Origin of the sequence: Kitasatospora sp. NBC_01246 (genome assembly GCF_036226505.1) — a bacterium.
GTDB lineage: Bacteria > Actinomycetota > Actinomycetes > Streptomycetales > Streptomycetaceae > Kitasatospora.
Map to the genome: position 1 here is coordinate 6,728,250 of NZ_CP108484.1, position 22,728 is coordinate 6,750,977.

The window sequence follows — 22,728 nt, forward strand, 5'->3', positions numbered from 1 at the left end:
CGATGACGACGAGCAGCGCGGTGACCGGACTCTCCGGAGCCGGAGGAGCGGGCCTTCGCGGCCCCGGCACGCCCGGGGACCACGACGACCCGCGCGGGGTGGTCGAGGCGGAGGCGGCGCGATTGGCCGCCTCGGGAGCGGGCCGCCCGGGGCCGTTCCTGATCGGGGTGCGGCACCACGCCCCCTCGCTCAGCGCGGTGGTGCCCGCGCTGCTCGACGCGGCCCGGCCCGAGGTGGTCCTGGTCGAGCTGCCCGCCGAGTTCCAGCCCTGGCTGGACTGGCTGGCCGACGAGTCCACCCGGGCGCCGGTCGCCCTCGCGGCCGCCCCGGACGGCTCCGGGGACGGTCCGGGCGAGGGGCCCGCCGGGCTCGCCTTCTACCCGTTCGCGGACTTCTCCCCGGAGCTCGCCGCGCTGCGGTGGGCCCGTCGCAACGGCGTCCCGGCCCTCACCTGCGACCTGCCGCTCGCCCGGCGGGCCGAGGCCCGCCGGGCGAGCGGGGACACCGTGCACGACGGCCGCCCCGGCGTCGCCGCCGCGCTGCGGCACCGGCTCACCGGGCGGGACGACGACGATGACCTCTGGGACCGCCTGGTCGAGACCGCCGCCCCCGGGTCCACCCCGGAGGCCGTCCGCCGCGCCGCGCTGCTGGTCGGCTGGGCGATGCGCCGCGACGCGGCGGACGGCGCCGGGGTCGACCCGTACGACCTGCGACGCGAGGCCTGGATGCGCGCGCGGATCCGGGCCGCCGGGGCCGACGGGCGCCGGGTCGCCGCCGTCATCGGGGCGTTCCACGCGCCCGCGCTGCTCGACGACGCGGCGGCCGCCGGGCCCGACCCCGACGGCGGCCCCGCGGAGAACGGCGACCACGTCGTCTCGCTGATCCCCTACACCTACCCCCTGCTCGATGCCCGGTCCGGGTATCCGGCAGGCATCCGAGACCCCGAGTGGCAGCACACGGTGCTCGACGCGGGCGGCGATCCGGAGCGGCTCGCCGACGCCCTGACCGGCACCGCGGTGCGCATCTGCCAGGCCCTGCGCACCCAGGACCACCCGTCGGGTCCGGCCGACGCCCGCGAGATCGTCCGGCTCGCCGGGGACCTCGCCCGGCTGCGCGGGCTGGCCGCCCCCGGCCGGGGCGAACTGGTCGAAGCCGTGCAGACCGTCCTCGCCCAGGGGGAGCCGCTCGGCCGCGGCCGGGCCGTCGCCCGCGCGCTGGAGCGCGTCCTGGTCGGCACCCGGACCGGCCGGGCCGCGCCCGGCGCCCCGCGCAGCGGCCTGGCACCCGCCGTCGAAGCGGCCCTCACCGAACTCGGCCTCCCCGGGCCGGGCGACTCCGCCGAGACCGCCCCCCGGGAACTCCGGCTGGACCCGCTGCGCTCGGCCCTCGACCGCCGCCGCGACCTGCTCCTGCACCGCCTCACCGCCTGCGGCGTCCCCTACGGCGAACCGGTGGCCGGGCTGGGCGCGGGCGGCACCGAGACCCTCGGCGCCCGTTGGCGCGTGCAGTGGAGCCCGACCGTCGCCGCGATGCTGACGGTCGCCGGCACCCGTGGCGTCACCCCGGCCCAAGCGGCCGAGGGCGCGCTGCGGGAGCGGCTGCGCCGCGAGCAGCAGGCCGACGGCCCGACCGCCCGCGAGGTGGTCCAGGGCCTCGCCGACGCCGCCGCCTGCGGACTGCCGGCGCTCGCCGACACCCGCCTCGCCCAGCTCACCGCCGTCCTCCCGCAGAGCGGGACGCTCCCCGAACTCCTGGACGCACTGGCCCTGCTGGACCGCCTCGCCGCCGGTCACATCCCGGGCCTCGCCCCCGAGGCACGGCGGGACCCCTCCGCACCGGCGACCGCGGACCGGACGGAGCCGGCCGCGCCGCCCGGGGAGCGGGCCGGGCCGATCGAGCCCGGCGGCCGGGCCGTCGCGCTCGCTTCGGCCGCGGAGCTGCTGACCGACGCGGCGGTGCGCCAGCTGGAGGGGCTGGGCGGGTCCGACGACCCCGCCGATGCCCGGGCCCTGGTGGAGCTGGCCCGCCGGGCCGACCTGTCCGGCGGCGTGCGGCTCGCCCACACGCTGACCGAACTCGCCGACGGCGGGAGCCCGCTGGTCCGGGGAGCGGCCGGGGCCGTGCGGGTCCTGCTCGGGCAGGACGGCCCGAGCGCGTTCGGCGGCCGCGCGGCCTCCTGGGTCGACGGAGCCACCGACACCGGGACTCGTCATGCCCTCGGCCGATCGCTGGTCGGTCTGCTGACGGCGGCGGAGGGGCTCTTCTCCACCGCGCCCGAGGCGCTCGAACCGGTGCTGGAGCGGGTCACCGCCCTGTCCGACACGGCGTTCCTGGACCGGCTGCCCGCACTGCGCGGCGGCTTCGACACCCTCGCCCCGGCCGCGCGGGACCGGTTGCTGACACTGGTCGAGGAGCGGCTGGGCAGCCGTCTGCAGGCCCTGCCGGACGCCGTTCCGCCGACGCTGCTCGCCGCCTGGGCCCGCGCGGACCTCGCCGCCCGGGCCGCCCTGGAACGACGCGGGCTGCTCCCGGAGCGACCCACCGCCCCGATGGCCGAGCCGACTGCCGGACCGCTGGCCGCACCCGGGCGCTCCGACCGGCCGGCGGACGAGCTCGTCGGCGGGTCCGCCGGCGATGTTCCCGCGACGGCCGGTGGCCCGGCGGTCGAGCCGGCGCCCGGGCGGCTCGCGGCGGCCGACCATCCCGGCCGGACGGCTCACCTCGCCGTGCCCACCGACGGCGGACACCCCGCCCCCGGGCAGGCCGTCCAGCCCTTCCACGGCCCGGGAACGGATGTCGGGCCGGCTCCGAAGCCCGCTGCGCACGTCCCCGCTCCCGCGTCCGCCGGGCAGGGGCTCGCGCCGGCCGAGCGGTGGCGGTTGTTGCTCGGGCGGCCGGGGGGCGGAGGCCTCGGGGGGCGTGCGGCCAGGCTCGCGACCGCGCTCGACGAGCTGTACGGCACCGGGCACGGGGAGGGGTCCGGGCCCGGGCTGGACGGTCGGGGCGGGGCGGGCGGCAACCGGGGCGGCCGTGAGGCCCCGTACCCGGGCGTGCGCGAGTGGTCCGAGGAGCTGACCGCGCTGTTCGGGCCGGGCATCCGCGAAGAGGTGCTCGCCGCCGCCGTGGGGCAGGGCCGGGCCGACGCGCTGGACGCGATCGACCCGGGTGCCGTCCGCCCCTCCGTCGACCTGCTCCGGACCGTGCTGGAGCACGCCGGTGGCCTGCCGGAGGCGCGGATCGCCGGGCTGCGTCCACTGGTGCGGCGCCTGGTGTCCGAGCTCACCCGGGAGCTGGCGACCAGGCTCCGACCGGCGCTCACCGGGATCAGCGTGCCGCGGCCGAGCCGGCGGCCCGGCGGCGGGCTCGACCTCCACCGGACGATCCGGGCGAACCTCGCCACCGCGCGCCCGGCCCGGCCGGGGGATCCGGAGGCGGGCACGGTGATCGTCCCGGAACGGCCGGTCTTCCGGACCAGGGCCCGACTGGCGGCCGACTGGCGGCTGATCCTGGTGGTGGACGTGTCCGGGTCGATGGAGGCGTCCACGGTCTGGGCGGCGCTGACCGCCTCGATCCTGGCCGGGGTGCCCTCGCTGAGCACCCACTTCGTCGCCTTCTCCACCGAGGTCGTCGACCTGACCGAGCGGGTGGAGGACCCGCTCGGCCTGCTCCTGGAGGTCCGGATCGGCGGCGGCACCCACATCGCCAGCGGGCTGAAGTACGCACGCGAGCTGGTGACCGTGCCGTCCCGGACGCTGGTCGCGGTGATCAGCGACTTCGAGGAGGGCGGACCGATCGGCGGGCTGCTGACGCAGACCCGCGCGCTGGTCGACTCCGGCTGTCACCTGCTCGGCTGCGCCGCGCTCGACGACACCGGGACGGCGCGTTACTCGAAGGCGGTCGCGAGCCAGCTGGTCGCGGCCGGAATGCCGGTGGCGGCGCTGAGCCCGCTCGAACTGGCCCGCTGGGTGGGGGAGAAGGTCCGATGACAGAGCAGCAGAGCGTGCCGTCCGGCGGGGCCTGGCCGGCCGTCCGGCCGGAGGTGGTCGCCGAAGTGGTGGCGGGGCTGTCGGCCCGCCTGCAGAAGCGGCTGGACGGCGCGGCCGCCAAGCTGGCGGAGCGCCCGGTGCGCCGGGACGGCGACGAGTGGCGGATCGAGGTGGACGAGGAGACCTCCCTCGTCCTGCACGCGCCGGGCGGGGTGGTCCGGGGGCAGGCCGATGTCCGCTGCGGCTGCCTGCTGGCGCCGGCCTGCGTGCACCGGGCGGCGGCGGTCACGGTCTGCCGGATCGCCGACGCGGACACCGAACCGGGCCCGGACACCGAACCGGAACCGGCCTCGGAGTCGGGCCCGGAGCCGGCCTCGGAGCCGGGCTCGGAGTCGGGCACCGAACCGGACCCGGTCGGCGGCACGCCCGGCGGCCCCCGCACCGCTCCCGATGCCGCTCCCGACGACGCCTCCGGCGGTTCGCTCACGGCGGCCGAGCAGGCCGCCGTCCACCACCTGCACCGCGCCGCCGCGGTCGTGCTGGCGGCCGGGGTGGGCGGAGCCGGCGCCGTGCTCCAGGCGGAGCTGCTGCGGGCGGCCCACCGGGCGCGGCTGAACGGGTTCCACCGGCCGGCCGCGGCAGCGGTAGCGGTGGTGAGCCGGCTCCGGGCCGCCCGCTCGGGCGAGCCGGACCACCGGCTCGCGCTCCTGGTCGCGGGCCTGCGCGAGCTGCTCGACCTGACCACGACCCTGACCACGACCCTGACCACGGCCTTGTCCCCGACCCTGCCCCCGACCGTGGCCACGGCCCTGACCCGTGCGCGAACCGCGGCCCCGGGTACGGGGCACGGCGATCTCGCCGCCCTGCGCGGCACCGCCCGTCAGGTCTACCGGGAGGCGGGCGGGCTGCGGTTGTACGGGCTGTTCGCCGAACCGGTCCTGACCGCCACCCACGCGGGCGTACTCACCTGGGCGGTGGATGCCACCGGCGTGCTGAGCACCGTCGCCGAGGTGATGCCGCACGCCGACCCGACGACGGCCGCCCCGCAGGCGGTCGGTGCGGGGAACCGGGCGGTCCGGTTGGGTGACGCCCTGCTCAGTCACCGCGAGTTCAGCCGGGCGGGGCTGGCCGTCCAGGGGGCGACGCGGTCCGCCAACGGTCGGCTCGGCGCGGGCAGTTCGGTTCGAGCGGTGCGGGCCGGGGGAGTGGCGTGGACGGCGGACCCGGTCGCCGGGCTCTGGACGGAGCCCCCGGCCGTCCAGGTGGAGCGGGCCCTGGCAGCGGCGGCGCTGCCGTACGAGGGCCGGCCGGCCGGGAGCGACCTGCTGTTCCTGGACGTCACGCTGCTCGGCGCCTCACCGTACGGGTCGGGCGGCGTGCCCGAGCTGCTGGCCGACTGCGGCGGGCTGGTGGTCGCGCTGCGCGCGGCGCACGACCACCCCGGGCTGGCGTTCCGGGGCAACCTGGCGCTGCTCGCCACCGCGCCGGGCCTGCGGCTGCGGGTGATCGGCCGGCTGGAGCGGGCCGAGCACCCGGAGCTGCGGCTGCTCGCGGTGGGTACGCCACCGGCCGGCCCCGAGCCGGGGGAGCCGGCCCTCGCGCTGCCCGCCGATCGGGCGGCGCGGGTCAATCTGGGCCTGGAGCGGTTGCAGACCGCTGATCTCACCCTCGGCGCCGCGTCCAGCACCTCCGCCCCCGTCGAGGTCCCGAGCAGTGCGGCCGGACCGGTCGGGCCCGCGGCTCCGGGCCATCTGCTGGCGCGCCGGGTGGAGCAGGCGGTGACCGGCGGGCGGCAGGGGCTCGCGCTCGGCGCCGGGGCGGCGGACACCGGCCGGTCGGCGCTGCGCACGGCCGGTCTGGCCACGGGGGCGGCCCTGCTCGACGCGCTCCGCGCGGCGGCGGCGGACCAGCCCCGCGACGTGTTCGGCAGGGTGGTGGCGGACGACCATGCCGCGTTCACCTCCGCCTGGCTGGCGGCGGCCTGCTACGGCGAGGAGTTGGCCTCGGCGCTCTGCGCGAGTGGCTGGCAAGGGCAGGATCCGGTCAAGGCCGGGTCATAAGAAAGTATTTGCACAGGCAGGTAAAGCGCGTCGAATGGCATACTGGGGGGCGGGAAGACGTTCGACCGGTCGTACTACCGTCGACCGGGTCCGGGCAAGTGACCGGCCGGTGGGTCGACCGGGCCACGGGTCCGGTCCGGGTTCGAGCCCGGGTTCGTGCACGAGCTCGGGCCGGGGTCCGGACCGGAACAGGGAAAGCGAAGGGCGAGCCATGGGTATCCACGACGATGCTGCCGAGATCCGCGCCTGCGGCTGGCGTACGCTCGCCGCTCTGCACGGCCTCATCGACGCCGCGCTGGAGAAGGCGCTCCAGAGCGAGCACCAGCTCTCGGTGGTCGAGTACACGGTGCTGGACGCGCTCTCGCGGCAGGACGGCTGGCACATGCGGATGCAGCAGCTGGCCCGGGCCGCGGCCCTGAGCAGCAGCGCGACCACGCGCCTGGTGACCCGCCTGGAGGACCGCGGCCTGCTCAGCCGTTTCCTCTGCGTGGACGATCGGCGCGGCATCTACACCGAGCTGACCCCACAGGGCCGCCAACTGCTCGAAGCCGCCCGGCCGGTGCACGACGCCACCCTGGAGGCGACGCTCGCCAAGGCCACCGACGCGCCGGAGCTGGCCCCGTTGGTGCGGGCCCTGGAGGAACTCAAGCTCACCCCGGCGGCGGCCACCGTCCCGGCCGCCGTCTGACCTCGACCGGTACGGCCGACGTCGGCGCCGAAGCCGGTACTGACACCGGCACCGGCACCGGCACCGGCGCGCGGCCGAGAACCCGACCCGGCCGCCGCTGGAGCGGTGGCCGGGTCGGGTCACACCTCGTCCGGCCTCTGTTGCGCGGGGCCGGTCTTGCGGACCCGCCGGGGGAGGACGGGCGGGACGCGGGGGTGCCCTTCGAGTCCGTGGTCCGACGGGACCTCCTGGACGCCCTCGTGCGTACGCGTGGCGGGGTCGGCCGGGTGGCTCTCCACCACGCCGTCCCACAGGGCGTCCCGAGGGTTCGCGTCCCGCGGTCCGGCGGACGCCTCCCCGGCTACCGCGCCGCCGTCCGAAGGGGCGCGGTCGGAAGGGGCGCCGTCCGAAGGCGCGTCGTTCGGGCGGGCCCCCTCCGGAGGAGCGCCCTCCGGAACACCGGCGTCCGCACCCCCGCCCGAGGCCGCGCCGAACGGGTTGTCGTCCTGCCAGGGCGACGAAGCCCGCGTCGGTGAGGCATGCGGCGCCGACGGCTGCCACGACGAGGCCCGGGGGACGACCACCGCGTCGGGCAGCCCGGGGATCGGCGAGCCGGCCGCCGGGGGAGCCGGGGGCGCGCCCGCGGTCAGCTCCTCCGGGGCCGCCGGCTCCTCGCCCGACCCGCCGTCCCCGTTCCCGCCGTCCCCGTTCCCGTCGTCCCCGCTCCGGTCGGCCTGCGCCACCACCGGCGGCCGGGTCACCCGGGCGCCGGGCGGCAGGCCGGCCACGGACGGGGTCTGTTCCATCCGCTCCAGCAGCGCCGACGGCAGCAGCACCACGGCCCGCGTCCCCCCGAAGGGGGAGGACCGCAGGGTGACCTGGATGTGGTGCCGGGAGGCCAGCCTGGCCACCACGAAGAGGCCGAGCCGCAGGTCGTCCCCGAGCGCGGAGACGTCCAGCTCGGGCGGGTCGGCCAGGTAGGCGTTGAGCTGCTCGTACTCGTCCCGGCACATCCCGAGACCGCGGTCCTCGACCTCGACGGCCAGCCCCCGGGGGACTTCCTGCGCGGAGACCTGCACCTTGGTGTAGGGCGGGGAGAAGGTGGTGCCGTTCTCGATCAGCTCGGCGATCAGATGGATGACGTCGGCGACGGCCTGGCCGCCGAGCGCGACGCGCGGGATGCCCTTCACGACCACCCGGGAGTAGTTCTCCGTCTCCGAGACGGCGCTGCGCAGCACGTTGACGACCGGGACGGCGTTGCGCCAGCGCCGGGCGGGCAGCGCGCCGCCGAGGATGACCAGGTTCTCGGCGTTGCGCCGCATCCGGGTGGCGAGGTGGTCGACCGCGAACAGCTCGCGCAGCAGCCCGGGGTCCTCGTGCTCGCGCTCCAGCGCGTCCAGCATGCTGATCTGGCGGTGGAGCAGGATCTGGGTGCGGCGGGCGATGTTGAGGAAGACCTTCTTGGTGCCCTCCCGCCCCTGGGCCTGGTGCACGATGGCGGTGAGCGCGGCGGTGCGGACGGCGGAGAGCCCCTCGGCGGTCTGGTGGAGTTCGTCGCCGAGGCGCCGGGCGGGGATCCAGGCGGGCGGTGGCGGCACGGATTCGCCGGCCCGGAGCCGGCCGACCACCTGGGGGATCTCGTGCCGGGCGATCGAGAGGGTGTCGGCCCGCAGGTCGCGCAGCCGGGCGGACACCGACCGGGCCAGCCGGATGCCGCGGGTCAGGCTCCAGAGCAGCACGACGGCGACGGCCGCGCTGACGACCGCCAGGGCGGTCCGGTGGCCGGTGCCGCGCAGCAGGGAGAGGGCGTAGCCCCAGGTGGCGGCGAGGCCGAGGCAGGGGACCAGCACGAGGGCGAGGAGAGAGCGGCGGAGCGAGCCGGACCGGCCGGCGCGGTGGCCCGGGCGCGGGGCCGATATGCCTGGCATCTGATTCCTTGGTGCAGGGCCAACGGCGGGTCTGCCCGTGTGCGGTCCGGCCGGGGTCTCGGAGCCGCCACGGCCGGCGGGCCCGGAGGGGGCCGGACGAGGTGGCGTGGTACCACCGTCCGAGCGGGTGCAGCACGGCCGCCGACTTCGGGCACGCTATCAGCCCCGGGAGGCCCTGTCGCAACATCAACTGACGATATGTAAGCGGATGGTGACGCGTCTTTACATCGGTCGATCGGCCGCTTTTCGGCGGATCTCCGCAGGTCAGCATGGTGGCCCTGGTCGTCGACGACTTCCCGGGAGCCTGAGGGGAGGTCTCCGGAAAGCCGTCAGGAACAGGTCAAGTACGGGAAGTCCGAGGTGGGCCGGAAGCCGGGCGTGGGCCGGTTCCGGGTGGCGCGGATGCCTCCGTGTGGGGGGTGGGGGCTTCAGCCGGCGAGCGGCATGTGCAGCAGGGCGGCGCCGGCCGGGCGGGCGGCCTCGGCCTCCAGTCGGGCCTCCCGCTGGGCCAGTTCGGTCCAGGCCCAGCTCGTGAGGTCGGACAGCTCCGCCGACCACTGCTTGCCGTACGTGCCCGAGGCCACCTGGCCGAGCCGCAGCCGCTGGACGTCGGAGGTGCCGGCGGGCGGGTAGATGTGGGTGGCGTCCCGCAGGTAGCGCTCGATGTGGAACTCGGCCTGCAGGCCCCGGGCGGCGTGGATCTCCATCGCGTTCCGCGCCGAGTCCAGCACGTACTCGGTGTTGATCAGCTTGGCGTTCATCAACTCGGCGTCGCAGGGCCGGCCGTGGTCCAGCTGGTGCGAGGCGTGGTAGGCGGCCAGCTTGGCGGTCATCAGGCGGGACTGCATCTCGCCCAGCTTGAGCGCTATGTTCGGCAGCTGGGAGAGCGGCTTCCCGTAGAGCACCCGCCCCTCGGCGAACCGCACGGTGTCCTCCACGATCGCCCGGTGGATTCCGAGTGCGACGGCGGCCAGGTTCAGCCGTCCGTACAGGGTCGAGGAGGAGTAGGCGATGTCCAGGCCCTGGCTCTCCTCGCCCAGCCGGTTGGCGGCGGGGACGCGGCAGTCCTCGAAGACGATCTCGCCGAAGCTGAAGCCGTGCAGGCCGCTCTGCGAGCCGGGGCTGCCGGTGCGAAAGCCCGGGCGGTCGCTCTCCACCAGGAAGGCGGAGAGGCCCCGGCTGCCCTCGCCGGTGCGGAGCACCACGCCGTGTACGTCGCCGATGTGGGAGTTGCCGACGAACCACTTGCGGCCGTTGAGGACGTACTCGTCCCCCTCGCGCCGCGCGGTGCCGGTCATGCCGAGCACGTGGCCGCCCGATTCGGGTTCGGTGACGGCGATCGTCGGCAGCACCTCGCCGGAGGCGAACCGCGGCAGCCAGTAGCGGCGCTGGGTGTCGGAGCCGAAGTGGATCACCTTGGCGACGCCGAGCTGCGAGGCCTGCGCCATCGCGCCCATCGCGCCGCTGACCCGGGCCAGCTCCTCGACGATGACCGTCTTGGCGAGGTGGCCGAGACCGAGCCCGCCGAAGGTCCGCGGAATGGTCGCGCCGATCCAGCCGCGCTGGGCGATCTCGCGGGAGAGTTCGACCTCGACCGTCCGGTCGGCCTCCATTCTGGCCACCTGCGGGCGCACCTCCTTCTCCGCGAACTCACGTACCTCCGCGCGGAGGCTCTCGTGCCGTTCGTCGGTGAAGTAGTCCATCGCCATGCTGGGTCCTCTCGATTCCGGGGTGGTGGTGCCTCCGTCCGTGCAGCCGAACCGCTCCGGCCGCCCAAGGGTGGGGGTGATGAGGTGGCGGCCGGTTGCCCTGGTGCAGCCGGTACGCGCGGATGTGCGGGGCGGGATCCTGGCGGAAACCCGTCCCTGTTTTCGGCAGGGCTCATTGTCGTATGGCGATCCGGCCCTCTCCATAGTCGATCTTGGAATGGCGCGAAACGGATCGCCCGAAGTCGGAGGAGGATTGAAAGCCGCCGCGGCGGGGGAATGATCATTCCCGCTTTTCGGCCCTGCTGGAGGGTCGTCCACGTGCGGGTTTGACCGCCCGTCAGTCGTGGGAGTCGGGTGGGCCGAGAGCGTCCATCGCGCCGATGGTCTGATTACATGTGCGCCATGACTGATGTGATGAGCACTCAAGGCCAGTTCCCGGGTGCCGCCGGCGAGTCCGAGCGGACCCGCCGGCTGCGCATCCTGGGTCTCAACGAACCCACCGTGGACGAGGCCTTCGACCGCTTCGCCCACCTGGCCGCCAGCCTCACCCGCGCCCCCATCGCCATGGTCAACTTCATCAACGACGAGCGGCAGATGTTCCGGGGGCTCTTCATTCCGCCAAACTCCGCCGCCCCGGGCGACACCGGCTGCTCCTGGGCCGACCGGGGGATCGTCTTCGACCTCCCGAGCCGGGAGATGCCGCTGAGCCACGGTTTCTGCCCGCACGTGGTCGCCCAGCGCTCCCCGCTGGCGCTCGACGACGTCCTCGCCTACCCCCGGTTCGCCGGGAACCCGGTCGTCGACGAGCTGGGGGTGCGCGCCTACCTCGGCGCCCCGCTGGTCGACGACACCGACACCGTCATCGGCACCGTCTGCGTCCTCGACCGTGAACCCCGCCAGTGGGGGCGCGAGCGGCTGCGCGACATCCAGCACCTCGCCGAGGCGCTGCTCTCCGAGATCCGGCTGCGCGACAACCTGATCGCCCAGCAGCAGGAGATGTTCGCCGCCTTCGACGGTTCGCCTTTCCCCATCATGCTGACCCGCGGGCCCGAGCAGGAGCTCCGCTACGTCAACCCCGGGCACGCCGAGGCCTTCGGTGCGCCGGTGGCCCACGGCTCGATCGGGCAGGCCTACCCGCAGCTGGCTGCCGCGGGGCTGGAGCAGACGGTGGCCGAGGCGTACCACACCGGTCGGACCGCCGTCCTGAACGACGTCCGTTTCCAGTCCACGCGGCCGGACGCCCAGCGGATCCACCAGATCTTCAGCTTCACCTGCACCCCGCAGCGGGCCGCGCGGACCGGCCAGGTGAACGGCGTGCTCGTGGTCGGCATGGACGTCACCGCACAGTCCCGCACCGAGGAGGAGTTGGGCACGCTGGCCGCGCTGCTGGTCGACCGGCTCCAGCAGAGCGGTGGTGGCGCCACCGGTCGGCCGGGCATCGGCGGCGGGGAGACCGGGCTGGTCCTCCCGGGCTGACCCCGGACGCCACCCCACCCGTCCCCCACCGCGATGAACACAGCCCCTGCCACGACCCCCGCCACGACCACGACCACGACTTACGCCGCCGGCACCACCACCACCGGTGCCGCCGACACGACCGCCGCCGTCGCAGCCGCCGGACCGGTTACCGCCGCCGGCCCGACCACGACCGGCGCCACGTCCCGGACCGGCGCCACGTCCAGGACGGACCCCGTACCCACCGGCCCCGCCACCGTGCCGGGGCGCCTCTCACCCCCGAGGAGAGGCGCCCCACCACGGTGACCGCCGGGAGCCCGCCGCCGTAGTCGCGGCCACAGCCCCGCCGAAGCGCGTCGCGGGGAGCCCGCCGCCGTAGTCGGCCCCCGCCGTCCGCCGCCGCACCGCCGCACCGCCGTCCGCCGCCGCGCTGCCGCCGCTCGTTGCGAGCCGCCCGGCCGCCGCGCGGGTGAACCGGACGCCCCGTCCCCCGGACGGGCGCCCGCGGCACGGCCACCGATGGTAGGCATGGGCCGCATGGAGTGGTTCGCCGACTGGTTCGCCGCACCCGAGTACGGGCCGAGCCGGGTCCTCGTGCAACGGCTGCTGGCCGCCGTCTACCTGACCGGATTCGTGGCCGCCGCCGCGCAGTTCCGAGCCCTGATCGGCGCCGAGGGCATGCTTCCGGTGCCCGCCTTCACCGCCCGGGTACCGTTCCGCCGCGCGCCGAGCCTCTTCCACCTCCACTACAGCGACCGCTTCTTCGCCGCCGTCGCCGGTACGGGCGCCGTGCTCTCGGCGGGCCTGGTCGCCGGACTGGGCGACGCCGTCCCGCTCTGGGGGTCGATGCTGCTGTGGGCGGTGCTCTGGCTGCTCTACCTGTCGATCGTCAACGTCGGCCAGACTTGGTACTCCTTCGGCTGGGAGTCCCTGCTGCTGGAGGCCGGCTTCCTCGCCGTCTTCCTGGGCAACCAGGACGTCGCCCCGCCGCTCCCGGTGCTCTGGCTGCTGCGCTGGCTGGCGTTCCGGGTCGAGTTCGGTGCCGGGCTGATCAAACTGCGCGGCGACAGCTGCTGGCGCGACCTGACCTGTCTGCGCTACCACCACGAGACCCAGCCGATGCCGGGACCGCTCAGCTGGTTCTTCCACCACCTGCCCGGGCCGCTGCACCGGGCCGAGGTCGCCGCCAACCACGTCACCCAGCTCCTGGTACCGGTCGGCCTGCTCCTCCCGCAGCCGGTCGCCGGCTACGCGGCCGTGATCGTCGTGGTGACCCAGCTCTGGCTGGTGGCCTCGGGCAACTTCGCCTGGCTGAACTGGCTCACCATCACCCTCGCCCTCGCCGCCGTGGACCCCGCCCGCTTCGGGCTGTCCTTCCGGACTCGCTCCTACGGCGGTACCCCCGGCTGGTTCGAGGGCCTCGTGATCGCGCTGACCGTCGCCGTCGCGGTGCTCAGCTACTGGCCGGTCCGGAACATGGTCTCCCGTGAACAGGTGATGAACCGATCCTTCAACCGGCTTCATCTGGTCAACACCTACGGCGCCTTCGGCAGCGTCAACCGGATCCGCCTGGAGGTGGTGGTCGAGGGCACCGACGAGGCCACCGTCACCGGGCGGACGGTCTGGCGCGAGTACGGCTTCAAGGGCAAGCCCGGCGACGTGCGCCGCCTGCCGCGCCAGTACGCCCCCTACCATCTGCGGCTGGACTGGCTGATGTGGTTCGCCGCCATCTCGCCCGCGTACGCCCGGCCCTGGTTCCTGCCGTTCGTCGCCCGATTGCTGACGAACGACCCGGCCACGCTGCGGCTCCTGCGTCACAATCCGTTCCCGGACGCCCCGCCGACCCACGTCCGGGCGACGCTCCACCGCTACCGCTTCACCGACTGGCACGAACTGCGGTCCACCGGCGCGTGGTGGCACCGCACCGCGCTGCACGAGTACCTCGCGCCGGTCAGCCTTGACACCCTCACTCGTTCCGGTCACCGGCCGCCGCTCGGCCGCCGGAGCCGTTCGGTACCCCTGGACGGTCTGCGACGGCGGTCCGGCCACCCGCCCGGCCCCGCACCGCACCACCCGCCCGGCCCTCCCGAGTAGCGGCCGGGCGGGCGGTGTGGCACGCCACACCGGCCCGTCGGACGGTGGGTGCGTGCAAGGCTCGAACGGGCACCCGTATTCTTGGCCTCCACAACCGGCGGCCCGAACGCGCGCCCCCAGCCCCTCCCGCCGGGGCCTCCGTGCGCACCCGGTCCGTCGCCCCCTCGCCGCCCGCCCCGCCGCAGTCGCCCAGAACCGGACCTCACATGACAGTGCTTCACTCGCGCAACGCCGACGCCGCAGACGCCAAGGCCGCCGCAGACGCCAAGGACGCCACGGACCCGGATCAGAACCGCGGCCAGGCGGCCACGGTGGAGACCGGCCTCCGGGACGAGCTCGGCCGCTACGCCGAGCTCGGTGCCTTCACCCTCACCGCCGGGACCCACGCGTGGTACGCCGCCGTCGACACCGTCGCGACCCCCGAGGACGCCCGCGCCGCCTCCACCGCCCTCGCCGAACTCCGTGGCAGCGAACTCCAGCAGACCTGGGAGGCCGTCACCGCCCTGGCCGCCGACGCCAGGATCGAGGTGCCCGGCAGCGTCGCCGTCGCGGCGCTGTTCGCCGAGACGCTCCAGCGTGTCCACCAGACCTCCGCGACCCTGATCGGCGCCGCGTACGACGCCGACCTGGACGCGCTCGTCGCCGCCACGGCCGACCGCGCCTGGCGTCGCGAGAACGGCGTCAAGCTGTCGTTCCTGCGCGTGCGCGGGCTGCGCAAGCAGGCCGCCGCGCTGGTCGCCGGCGGCCGCAAGGTCCGCCCCGAGGAGCTGCACGAGGCGCTCGCCTCGGCCAAGATCGAACGTCGGGCCTGGGCCGTCCTCGCCCCCTCGGGCGCACTGCCCGTCCCGCCGGCCGACGGCCCGCTGGCGGAGCGGACCGCGGCGGCCTTCGAAGCGATCGGCACCGCGCTGCGCGACCTGGGCCGGCTGCTGCCCGAGCACGACCTGGAAGCACAGCCGTTCCCCGAGCTCATCGACCTGGTGGAGCGTCTGGCGGCGGACGAGGGCACGCTCTACCGCCTCCCCACCATCCGCTCCCTGCGGACCTCGCTCGAAGAGGCCGGTCTCGCCGACCTGCTGGCCGAGCTCGCCGCCGCCGGCGCCGACCGCCGCGCTGCCGAGGCCGCCTACGGCGCCCGCCAGGCCCTGGCCGGGGGTCAGCGCGACGGCCTGACGGCGACGGAGGCGACACCCGTCGAGGAGATCGCCGCCGAGGAGCCGGTCGCGGAGGAGCCGGTCGAGGAGGCGGGCGCCGCCGAGGCGCTCGTTGAGGAGACGGTCGTCGAAGAGGCGGTTGTCGAAGAGGCGGCTGTCGAGACCGAGACCGAGACCGAGGCCGAGCCGGTGGCGGCCGACAGCTCGACAGAGGCGGAGGCCGAGCAGGTCGTGGCCGAGCCGGTGACCGGAGCGGACGAGCCCACGGCCGAGGAGCCCGTCGAGGCCCGGCCGCTCGTCGTCTCGCTCCCGGCGCCCTCGCCCGCGGCGGACGACCTGGTGGACGTGGCTCCGGCTGTCCCGGCGCAGGCCGAGGCCGAGCCGGAGGTCGTGGAGCCCGAGGCCGAGGTTGTGCCCGCGGTTGAGGCCGAGGCCGAGGCCGTTGCGCCGGAGGTCGTCGAGCCCGAGGCGGCTCCGGCCGAGTCCGTAGCCGAGGCTGCGCAGGTCGTCGAGGTCGTCGAGGTCGTCGAGGTTGCCGAGGTCGTCGAGCCGACTGCCGACGTCGAGCCGGAGGTCACCGAGTCGACTGCCGAGGTTGCCGAGGTCGTCGAGGTCGTCGAGCCGACTGCCGAGGTCGAGCCGGAGGTCACCGAGCCGGTCGCCGAGGTCGTCGAGGTCGTCGAGGTTGCCGAGGTCGTCGAGCCGACTGCCGAGGTCGAGCCGGAGGTCACCGAGCCGGTCGCCGAGGTCGTCGAGGTCGTCGAGGTCGTCGAGGTTGCCGAGGTCGTCGAGCCGACTGCCGAGGTCGAGCCGGAGGTCACCGAGCCGGTCGCCGAGGTCGCCGAGGTCGAGGAGCCCGAGACCGAAGCGGTGCCGGTTGCCGAGGTCACCGAGGTCGGGTTCGCCGAGGCGGAGCCGGCCGTCAAGCCCGAGCCCGCCCCCAGGACCCCCAAGGCCCCCAAGGCCCCCAAGGCCGCCCCCGCCGCCGGGCCCGGGAAGCCGGACTTCACGCCGGGGCGTCCGGTGACCGCCTACTCGGCCGACGAGCTGCTCGCCGTCGTGCGCTGGGTGGACGGTGACGGTGTCGCCCGCAGCGACGAGGAGCTGCTGCGGGCGGCGATGAAGGAGCTGGGCTTCGGCCGCCTCGGCCCGCGCATCAAGGAGGCGCTGGGCGCCGCCGTGACGGCCGCGCGCGGCTGACCCGAAGCGACGCCGAAGGGCCCGGTGCGGGAGGTACGCCTCCCGCACCGGGCCCTTCGCCGTGGTCAGCTCCGTGGTCAGCCGGCCTTGTTCCAGGGGGCGCCGGCCATCAGCGCCTTGACGTTGGCGACGTAGCCCGGGTTCGGGATGGCCACGCTCCCGCCGGTCGCGCCCGTGACGGGGTCGGTGACGGTGTTGTAGTGCACGTTGCCCGCGCCCGCGTTGTAGGCGGCGATCACCAGGTCGAGCAGCGGTGTCCGGCCGGTGGCCGGGTCGGGGGAGAGGTCGTACTTCCCGCCGAAGGAGGAGTCGCCGTAGTAGGCGACCAGCCAGTCGAGCAGCTGCGTGCCGAGCTGGACGTTGCCGGCCAGCGTCTTCGGGTCGGAGGTGGTGCCGAACTTGCTGTTCATCCAGCTGACGGTGGCGGGCATGATCTGCATGGTGCCGATGCCGCCGTCGCAGGCGAGGATGCCGGACTGCCAGCCGCTCTCCTGCCAGGCGATCGCCTTGACCAGGTTGACCGGCAGCGCCGGGAGCCGGTCCGTGCCGCCGTTGCTGAGGAACAGCGTCCGGGACTGCCCGGCGGCCGAGCCGAGCGCCGCCGCGACGGCCTCCTTCGGCTCGTCGGGCTGGGGCTTGGTCGGGGTGCAGCCGCTCTGCAGCGGCGGGACGTGCGGGGTGGCGGGCGCGGGCGGCGGCGGGGGCGCGACCGGGCCGGGCTTCGCGGTCGGTGCGGGCGCCGCGGCGACGGCTGCCGGGGCCGGGGCCGCCTGGGCCGCCGGGGGCGCGCTGGTGGCCTTGGCGGCCGGGTCCGCGGGCTTGGTGGTGCCGGGCCTGGCCGTGCTCGCCGACGCGGTCGGGCTCGGCTTGGCCGACTTGCCCGCCGTCGCGCTCGGCGAGGCGCTGGGGCCGGGCGAGGTGCTCGTGCCGGGCGAAGGGCTCGCCGTCGCCGGGGCGTCGGCCGTCGGGGTCCCGGAGGGCGAGACCCCGGCGGTGGCGGCCACCGCCGGGCCCGCCGCGGCGTCGGTGCTGCCGTCCGCCTTCTTGCTGCCGCAGCCCGTCAGCAGCGCCGTCGACACGGCCGCCGCCGACACGAGAACCAGCGCCTGCCGTGAAGCACGCACCTTCATGGATTTCCGCCCCCCGTCTTCGCCGGCCGTCCCGGCGAGAGGCGGTCATCCTATGACGGTGTGATCGTCCTACCGACGCGGGCCCCGGAGCGACGTTCGGTACACGGCTCCGGCGTCCCGGCGGCCGCGTGGCGGTCCGGCTCGGGGTGGCCCGGTCAGTCCGGCGCCGCTCCCGGCCGGGCGCGGGCCAGCTGCGCGGCGAGTACCCGGGGCGCCTGCGCCAACGACGGTCCGTACCAGGTCAGATGGCGTCCGCTGAGCAGGGCCGCCGGGATGCCGGGGAACGCCTCGGGGCCGTCCTCGTCGGTGAAGCGGTACGGCTCGTCCGGGAGGACGACCACCTCGGGCCCGCTCGCGAGGAGTTCGGGCAGGGGGACGGCGGGGTAGCGGTCCGGGTGGCCGGCGTGGAGCGTCACTTGGACGCCGAGGCGCCGGAGCAGGTCGCCGGCGAAGGTGTCGCGGCCGAGCACCATCCAGGGGCGACGCCAGACCGGGACGACGGCCCGCCGGAGCACCGGTCCGGGCGGGGCGACGTCCGCCCAGGCGGCCTCGGCGGCGTCCAGCCAGGCGGGGCGGGGGAGTCCGCAGCCGAGGGTGAGCAGGCGGTGGAGGGAGTCGAAGGCCTGCTCCAGGGTGCGGATGTCGGTGACCCAGACGGCCAGGCCGGCGGCGCGCAGCGCGTCGAGGTCGGGGCGGCGGTTCTCCTCGTCGTTGGCGAGGACGAGGTCCGGCGCGAGGGCCGCGATCCGGCGGACGTCGGGGTTCTTGGTGCCGCCGATCCTGGCCGCGGCGAGGTCGGCGGGGTGGCTGCACCAGTCGGTGGCGCCGACCAGCAGGCCGGGAGCGGTGGCGGCGACGGCCTCGGTCAGCGAGGGGACCAGCGACACGATCCGCCGGACCGGGCCGGGCCCGGACGGCACCCGCAGCCCGAGGTCGTCCACCCGGACCGGCGGCCCGCCGACGGTCACCCCGCCGGGCCCGCCCGGCCGGGACCCCGCTCGCGCACCGGACCCTGACGGCGGGTCGGACGGCGGCCCGGGAGGCTCGGGCGGCTCGGGCGGCTGGGCGAGGTGGGAGGCCATGCGGCAAACCCTAGGCCGAACGGGCCCGTCCGGCGGGGGAAAGTCGTGGGAACCGGGCGGGTGCGGCGGCCGACTACCTGGTCCGGGCTCCCAGGAAGGGCCCGAGCACGATCATTGACCAGGAGAGTTCCATGCGCCCTCGCGTGTTCTGCGGCATCGCGGCCGCCATCGCCCTGTTCGCCACGGCCTGCGGGAGCGGCGGTGGGGGGAGCAGCGCCGGCGGTGACGGGGCCGGTGGGGCGGGGCAGTCCGCCGCTTCCGGGTTCCCGGTGAGGGTGGCGAACTGCCAGGGCAAGGAGACCACCGTCCAGCAGGCCCCGAAGCGGATCGTCACCAGCAACGCCGCCGCCCTGGAGATGCTGCTCCAGCTCGGCGCGGGCGACCGGGTCGTCGGCACCGGGTTCCCGCCGGGCAAGGGCAGCCTGCCGGCGGCGCTGGCCGAGCAGGGCGCGAGGGTGCCCGTCCTGGGCGCCAAGGTGATCGCCAAGGAGAAGCTGCTCGGCTCGGGGGCCGACCTCTACGTGGACACCTTCGGCTCGATGCCGATGATGGGCGGGGCGGGCGCGGTGCCGAGCGAGCAGGAGTTCGCGGCCGCGGGGATCCAGCACGTCATGCTGCTCTCCACCGCCTGCGCCGGCACGCCGAAGGCCGCCCCCGCGCCGCGCACCGACCTCTCCCAGGTGGAGGAGGACATCCGCCGGCTCGGCGCGGTGACCGGTACGGCGGCCAGGGCCGAGGAACTGGTCACCGGGATGGAGCGGCAGATCGCCGAGGTCCGCACCGCGACCGCCGCGGTGCCCGCCGACCAGCGGCCGAGCTACTTCCTGTTCGACTTCGACGCCGGGACCAAGCAGCCGATATCGGTCTGCGGCCGGCAGGTCGCCAACGCGGTCATCACCCTGGCGGGCGCCCGCAACGTGTTCGCCGACTGCGACGCCGACTTCAAGCCGGCGTCCTGGGAGGACGTGGTCGCCAAGAACCCGGACTGGATCCAGCTCGCCGTGCGCAACCGGGGCACCGAGGAGGAGAACCGCAAGGCGTTCGAGGACGCCGAGGCCTTCCTGCGCGGCTTCCCCGCGACCCAGGGCCTGAAGGCCGTCCAGGAGGGCCACTTCCTGCGGATCGGCTCCGAGGTCACCACCATCGCCGGGGTGCGCAACGCCGACACGGTGCGGCAAATAGCCGCCGCCGTGTACCCGGCGCTCGTCGAGAAGGGCCGGTAGGCCGGTGGCATCGGCCGCCGTCACCGCCAGGCGGAGCCGGACGGGGACGCTGCGCGCCGGGCCGCTGGCCGTCGTGCTCGCCCTCGCCCTGGTCGCCGCGCTGACCGCCGCCGTCTCGCTCGGCTCGGTGGACATCGCCCCGGGCGAGGTCTGGTCGGTGGTCGCCCACCGGCTCACCGGCCGCGCTCCCGACCCCGGCACCCGGGACCTCATCGTCTGGCAACTGCGCGTCCCGCGCGCCCTGCTGGCGGCGATGGTCGGGGCCGGGCTCGGCCTGGTCGGCACCGCCGTCCAGGCACTGGTCCGCAACCCGCTCGCCGACCCCTACCTGCTCGGGATCTCCTCGGGGGCGTCGCTCGGCGCGGTCGCGGTGATCGTCCTCGGCGGCGGCCTCGGCCTGGAGCTGGCCTTCGGCAGCGCGATCGGGCTGACCATCTCGCTGGCCGCCTTCCTCGGCGCGCTGGCGGCGTTCTCCCTGGTCTGGCTGCTGGCCCGGCGCGGCGGCGGGTTCTCGCCGCTGCGGCTCGTGCTGGCCGGCATCGGCATCGGCCAGTTCCTCGCCGGCTTCACCAGCTACCTCGTCCTGCAGACCAGCGACGAACAGCAGACCAGGGGCGTGCTGTTCTGGCTGATGGGCAGCCTCAGCGGCGCGGTCTGGGGTCAACTGGCCGTCCCGGCCGTCGCCGTGGCCCTCGGGCTGGCGCTGCTCCAGGCCCGCGCGCGGAGCCTGAACGCGCTGCTGATGGGCGACGAGACGGCGGCCGGGCTCGGGGTGGACGTCACCCGGCTGCGCCGCGAGATCTTCGTCGTCACCAGCGTCCTGACCGGGGTGCTGGTCGCCGTCTCGGGCGCGATCGGCTTCGTCGGGCTGATGGTGCCGCACGTCTGCCGGCTGCTGGTCGGCGGCGACCACCGCCGGCTGCTGCCGCTGTCCGCGCTCACCGGGGCGGTGCTGCTGGTGGTGGTCGACACCCTCGCCCGGACCGCCCTGGACACCCAGGAGCTGCCCATCGGGGTGGTCACCGCGCTGCTCGGCGCGCCCACCCTGCTCTTCCTGCTGGACCGACGACTGGAGCGGAATTGAGGATCGCGGTCGAGGATCTGAGTGTCACCCTGTCCGGACGGACGGTGGTGGCGGGCGTCCACCTGGTCGCCGAGGAGGGGGAGATCGCCGGGCTGGTCGGTCCGAACGGCAGCGGCAAGTCCAGCCTGCTGCGCACCGTCTACCGGCATCTGCGGCCGAGTGCCGGGCGGGTTCTGCTGGCCGGCCGGGAGCTGGCCGGGCTGACCGCCGCGCAGTCCGCGCGGCACATCGCCGCGCTGCCCCAGGAGCGCGGCGGGGACTTCGAGTTGACCGTCCGCGAGGTGGTGGCGATGGGCCGCACCCCGTACAAGCGGGCCTTCGCGGCGGACGACGCGGAGGACCACCGGCTGGTCGCGGACGCCCTGGAGCGGGTCGAGATGGCCGGCGCGGCGGACCGCCGGTTCGCCCAGCTGTCCGGCGGTGAACGCCAGCGCGTACTGCTGGCCAGGGCGCTGGCCCAGCAGCCGGACGTCCTGGTGCTGGACGAGCCGACCAACCACCTGGACGTCCGGCACCAGGTCGAGCTGCTCGGGCTGCTGCGCGAACAGCGCCGCACCACGCTGATCGCGCTGCACGACCTCAACGCGGCGGCCTCGGTCTGCGACCGCCTGCACGTTCTGCACGAGGGCGCCCTGGTGGCGTCCGGGCCGCCGCGCGAGGTGCTGACCGCCGAGCTGTTGGCCAAGGTCTTCGGGGTGCGGGCGGCGGTGGTCGAACACCCGCTCACGGGTGATCCGTTGATCGCGTTCGACCACCGCACGCCCGCCTCGATGGCGGGATCGCCGAAGCGTCAGGAGGTCTCGTAGTGGCTCGGGCGGCCGTCGCGCTCCACCAGCCGGCCGATCTGACCGGCCTCCGCACTGCGTAGCAACTCCCAGCGCCCGTCGGGGCGGTGGAGCACCGCGGAGTGCCACGGCGTCATCCAGACGTCGGCGGCCTCCAGCAGCCGGATGCCGAACTTCGCCACGCCGACCCGCTGGGGGTGGATGGAGAGCCGGAAGGACCGGGGGTGCTGCTCGGCGATCAGGTCGCCCCAGGCGCGGCTGCGCTGGATGACGCCGTACGCGCGCTGCCGGCAGTCGCGCTGCAGGGCGGACCTGGTGCCGGTGAAGCCGGCGGTGTCCTCGGTGAGGAACCGGGTGATGCCGCGGTAGAGGTGCAGGGTCTCCTCGTCGGTGAGCACCTGCTCGCGCAACTCCTCCTTGCTGGGCGCGTACTGGGCGTGCACCCGGGCCCGCTTCTCGTCGAACGGCAGGTCGCCGAGGACGGCCCGCAGGTCGAAGGTGGCGAGGTGGCTCAGGCCCTCCCGCGCGATCATCGCGGAGAGCGCGTCGGAGTACTCGTCGATGTGGTCGTCGGGGACGTGGATGAGGTCGCCGAAGATGTGGCCGTCGGAGCAGATGAGGATCTGTGCGCCGGGCTCGTAGAGCGTGCCGATCTCCTCGCAGAGCCGGTCGAGGAAGGTGAGCGAGAGGCGTTCGCCCTCGTCGGGCAGGTGGCCGAGGACCTTGGCGGAGTTGGGCGACTTGCAGGGGAAGCCGGGCAGGGTGAACACGATCGGGTCACCGGCGGCGACGAAGTCGGCCAACTGCTCCAGCTGGAGCGGGAAGTCGGCGGTCGTGGCGTCGACTTCGGGGTCGGAGGCCCGGCGGTGCGGGAGCAGCAGCTCCAGGATCGCGGCGCAGATCCGCGGCACGGACTCCGGCGCCGGGGCGCCGGGGCGGCGGGCGGCGCCGGGCGGGGCGGCGCCCGGCCGGGGCTCGGCGGTTCGGTGGTCGGTGGGCCCGTGTTCGGCGGGTCGGGCGGTGGTACCGGCCGCGGTGGTGGCCGGGGAACGGGTGTCGGTCGGGGAGTCGGTCGCGACGCCGGTAGGTGGCATGGTGGTCCTCCACGGGACGAACGGTGTGCGGGCTTCGGGGCAGGCGGGAGCCACGCCCGGCGGTGGCCGCCGGGACG

General features: G+C 75.5%; 14 protein-coding genes. 9 read left to right on the forward strand and 5 right to left on the reverse strand.

Annotation, left to right across the window (positions count from 1 at the left end; genetic code table 11):
• Positions 1–2: 2 nt before the first annotated feature.
• The 3 genes from OG618_RS28515 to OG618_RS28525 all read left to right on the forward strand — a co-directional run bounded on the left by OG618_RS28515 (position 3) and on the right by OG618_RS28525 (position 6,734).
• Positions 3–3,986, forward strand: coding sequence for a vWA domain-containing protein (locus OG618_RS28515; RefSeq protein ID WP_329490413.1), 3,984 nt, complete (start codon positions 3–5; stop codon positions 3,984–3,986).
• Positions 3,983–6,046: a hypothetical protein gene (locus tag OG618_RS28520; RefSeq protein WP_329490415.1), complete on the forward strand. Its 2,064-nt coding sequence runs from the start codon at positions 3,983–3,985 to the stop codon at positions 6,044–6,046. The genes OG618_RS28515 and OG618_RS28520 overlap by 4 nt, the downstream gene beginning before the upstream one ends.
• 211 nt (positions 6,047–6,257) lie before the next feature.
• On the forward strand, positions 6,258–6,734 hold the full coding sequence (locus OG618_RS28525) for a MarR family winged helix-turn-helix transcriptional regulator (protein WP_329490416.1): 477 nt from the start codon (positions 6,258–6,260) through the stop codon (positions 6,732–6,734).
• 119 nt (positions 6,735–6,853) lie between these two features.
• On the opposite strand, the gene OG618_RS28530 is transcribed toward OG618_RS28525, so the two are convergent.
• Positions 6,854–8,641: a sensor histidine kinase gene (locus tag OG618_RS28530; RefSeq protein ID WP_329490417.1), complete on the reverse strand. Its 1,788-nt coding sequence runs from the start codon at positions 8,639–8,641 to the stop codon at positions 6,854–6,856.
• A gap of 428 nt (positions 8,642–9,069) precedes the next feature.
• Positions 9,070–10,344, reverse strand: coding sequence for an acyl-CoA dehydrogenase family protein (locus OG618_RS28535; RefSeq protein ID WP_329492320.1), 1,275 nt, complete (start codon positions 10,342–10,344; stop codon positions 9,070–9,072).
• Between the two features lie 408 nt (positions 10,345–10,752).
• Between OG618_RS28535 and OG618_RS28540 the strand changes: the two genes are divergently transcribed.
• From OG618_RS28540 to OG618_RS28550, 3 genes are all read left to right on the forward strand, one after another.
• Positions 10,753–11,826, forward strand: a complete 1,074-nt coding sequence (locus OG618_RS28540; protein WP_329490418.1) for a GAF domain-containing protein — start codon at positions 10,753–10,755, stop codon at positions 11,824–11,826.
• A gap of 507 nt (positions 11,827–12,333) precedes the next feature.
• Positions 12,334–13,899 (forward strand): lipase maturation factor family protein, encoded by a 1,566-nt coding sequence (locus tag OG618_RS28545; protein ID WP_329490419.1) that lies wholly within the window; start codon positions 12,334–12,336, stop codon positions 13,897–13,899.
• Between the two features lie 206 nt (positions 13,900–14,105).
• Entirely contained in the window at positions 14,106–16,253 is a 2,148-nt protein-coding gene (locus OG618_RS28550; RefSeq protein ID WP_329490420.1) for a hypothetical protein, read from the forward strand.
• A 77-nt stretch (positions 16,254–16,330) separates the two neighbouring features.
• Here OG618_RS28550 and OG618_RS28555 read toward each other — a convergent pair whose 3' ends face one another.
• Positions 16,331–17,377 (reverse strand): transglycosylase SLT domain-containing protein, encoded by a 1,047-nt coding sequence (locus OG618_RS28555; RefSeq protein WP_329490421.1) that lies wholly within the window; start codon positions 17,375–17,377, stop codon positions 16,331–16,333.
• Positions 17,378–17,538: 161 nt separating this feature from the next.
• Complete coding sequence (locus tag OG618_RS28560) at positions 17,539–18,273, reverse strand: helical backbone metal receptor (protein WP_329492321.1); 735 nt, start codon at positions 18,271–18,273, stop codon at positions 17,539–17,541.
• Positions 18,274–18,596: 323 nt separating this feature from the next.
• On the opposite strand from OG618_RS28560, the gene OG618_RS28565 reads away from it, so the two are divergent.
• Genes OG618_RS28565 through OG618_RS28575 form a run of 3 tightly spaced genes read left to right on the forward strand, consistent with a single transcriptional unit; the run spans position 18,597 to position 21,578 of the window.
• Positions 18,597–19,688 carry an ABC transporter substrate-binding protein gene (locus OG618_RS28565; protein ID WP_329490422.1) on the forward strand — a complete coding sequence of 364 codons (1,092 nt, stop codon included), beginning with the start codon at positions 18,597–18,599 and terminating at the stop codon, positions 19,686–19,688.
• 4 nt (positions 19,689–19,692) lie between these two features.
• A complete protein-coding gene (locus tag OG618_RS28570; protein WP_329490423.1) occupies positions 19,693–20,772 on the forward strand; it encodes a FecCD family ABC transporter permease in 1,080 nt (359 codons plus the stop codon).
• The gene (locus tag OG618_RS28575; RefSeq protein ID WP_329490424.1) at positions 20,769–21,578 is read left to right on the forward strand and encodes an ABC transporter ATP-binding protein; all 810 of its coding nucleotides are present in this window, start codon (positions 20,769–20,771) and stop codon (positions 21,576–21,578) included. Before OG618_RS28570 ends, OG618_RS28575 begins: the two co-directional genes overlap by 4 nt.
• Here the strand turns inward: OG618_RS28575 and OG618_RS28580 are convergent.
• Positions 21,563–22,651, reverse strand: a complete 1,089-nt coding sequence (locus OG618_RS28580) for an isocyanide synthase family protein (RefSeq protein ID WP_329490425.1) — start codon at positions 22,649–22,651, stop codon at positions 21,563–21,565. The two genes, OG618_RS28575 and OG618_RS28580, sit on opposite strands and share 16 nt — an antisense overlap.
• Positions 22,652–22,728 lie beyond the last annotated feature (77 nt).

What these genes read in the sequence shown, in the direction of transcription:
- OG618_RS28515 (WP_329490413.1), top strand. Translation starts at nt 3, where the DNA reads ATGACGACGAGCAGCGCGGTGACCGGACTCTCCGGAGCCGGAGGAGCG.
- OG618_RS28520 (WP_329490415.1), top strand. Translation starts at nt 3,983, where the DNA reads ATGACAGAGCAGCAGAGCGTGCCGTCCGGCGGGGCCTGGCCGGCCGTC.
- OG618_RS28525 (WP_329490416.1), top strand. Translation starts at nt 6,258, where the DNA reads ATGGGTATCCACGACGATGCTGCCGAGATCCGCGCCTGCGGCTGGCGT.
- OG618_RS28530 (WP_329490417.1), bottom strand. Translation starts at nt 8,641, where the DNA reads ATGCCAGGCATATCGGCCCCGCGCCCGGGCCACCGCGCCGGCCGGTCC.
- OG618_RS28535 (WP_329492320.1), bottom strand. Translation starts at nt 10,344, where the DNA reads ATGGACTACTTCACCGACGAACGGCACGAGAGCCTCCGCGCGGAGGTA.
- OG618_RS28540 (WP_329490418.1), top strand. Translation starts at nt 10,753, where the DNA reads ATGACTGATGTGATGAGCACTCAAGGCCAGTTCCCGGGTGCCGCCGGC.
- OG618_RS28545 (WP_329490419.1), top strand. Translation starts at nt 12,334, where the DNA reads ATGGGCCGCATGGAGTGGTTCGCCGACTGGTTCGCCGCACCCGAGTAC.
- OG618_RS28550 (WP_329490420.1), top strand. Translation starts at nt 14,106, where the DNA reads ATGACAGTGCTTCACTCGCGCAACGCCGACGCCGCAGACGCCAAGGCC.
- OG618_RS28565 (WP_329490422.1), top strand. Translation starts at nt 18,597, where the DNA reads ATGCGCCCTCGCGTGTTCTGCGGCATCGCGGCCGCCATCGCCCTGTTC.
- OG618_RS28580 (WP_329490425.1), bottom strand. Translation starts at nt 22,651, where the DNA reads ATGCCACCTACCGGCGTCGCGACCGACTCCCCGACCGACACCCGTTCC.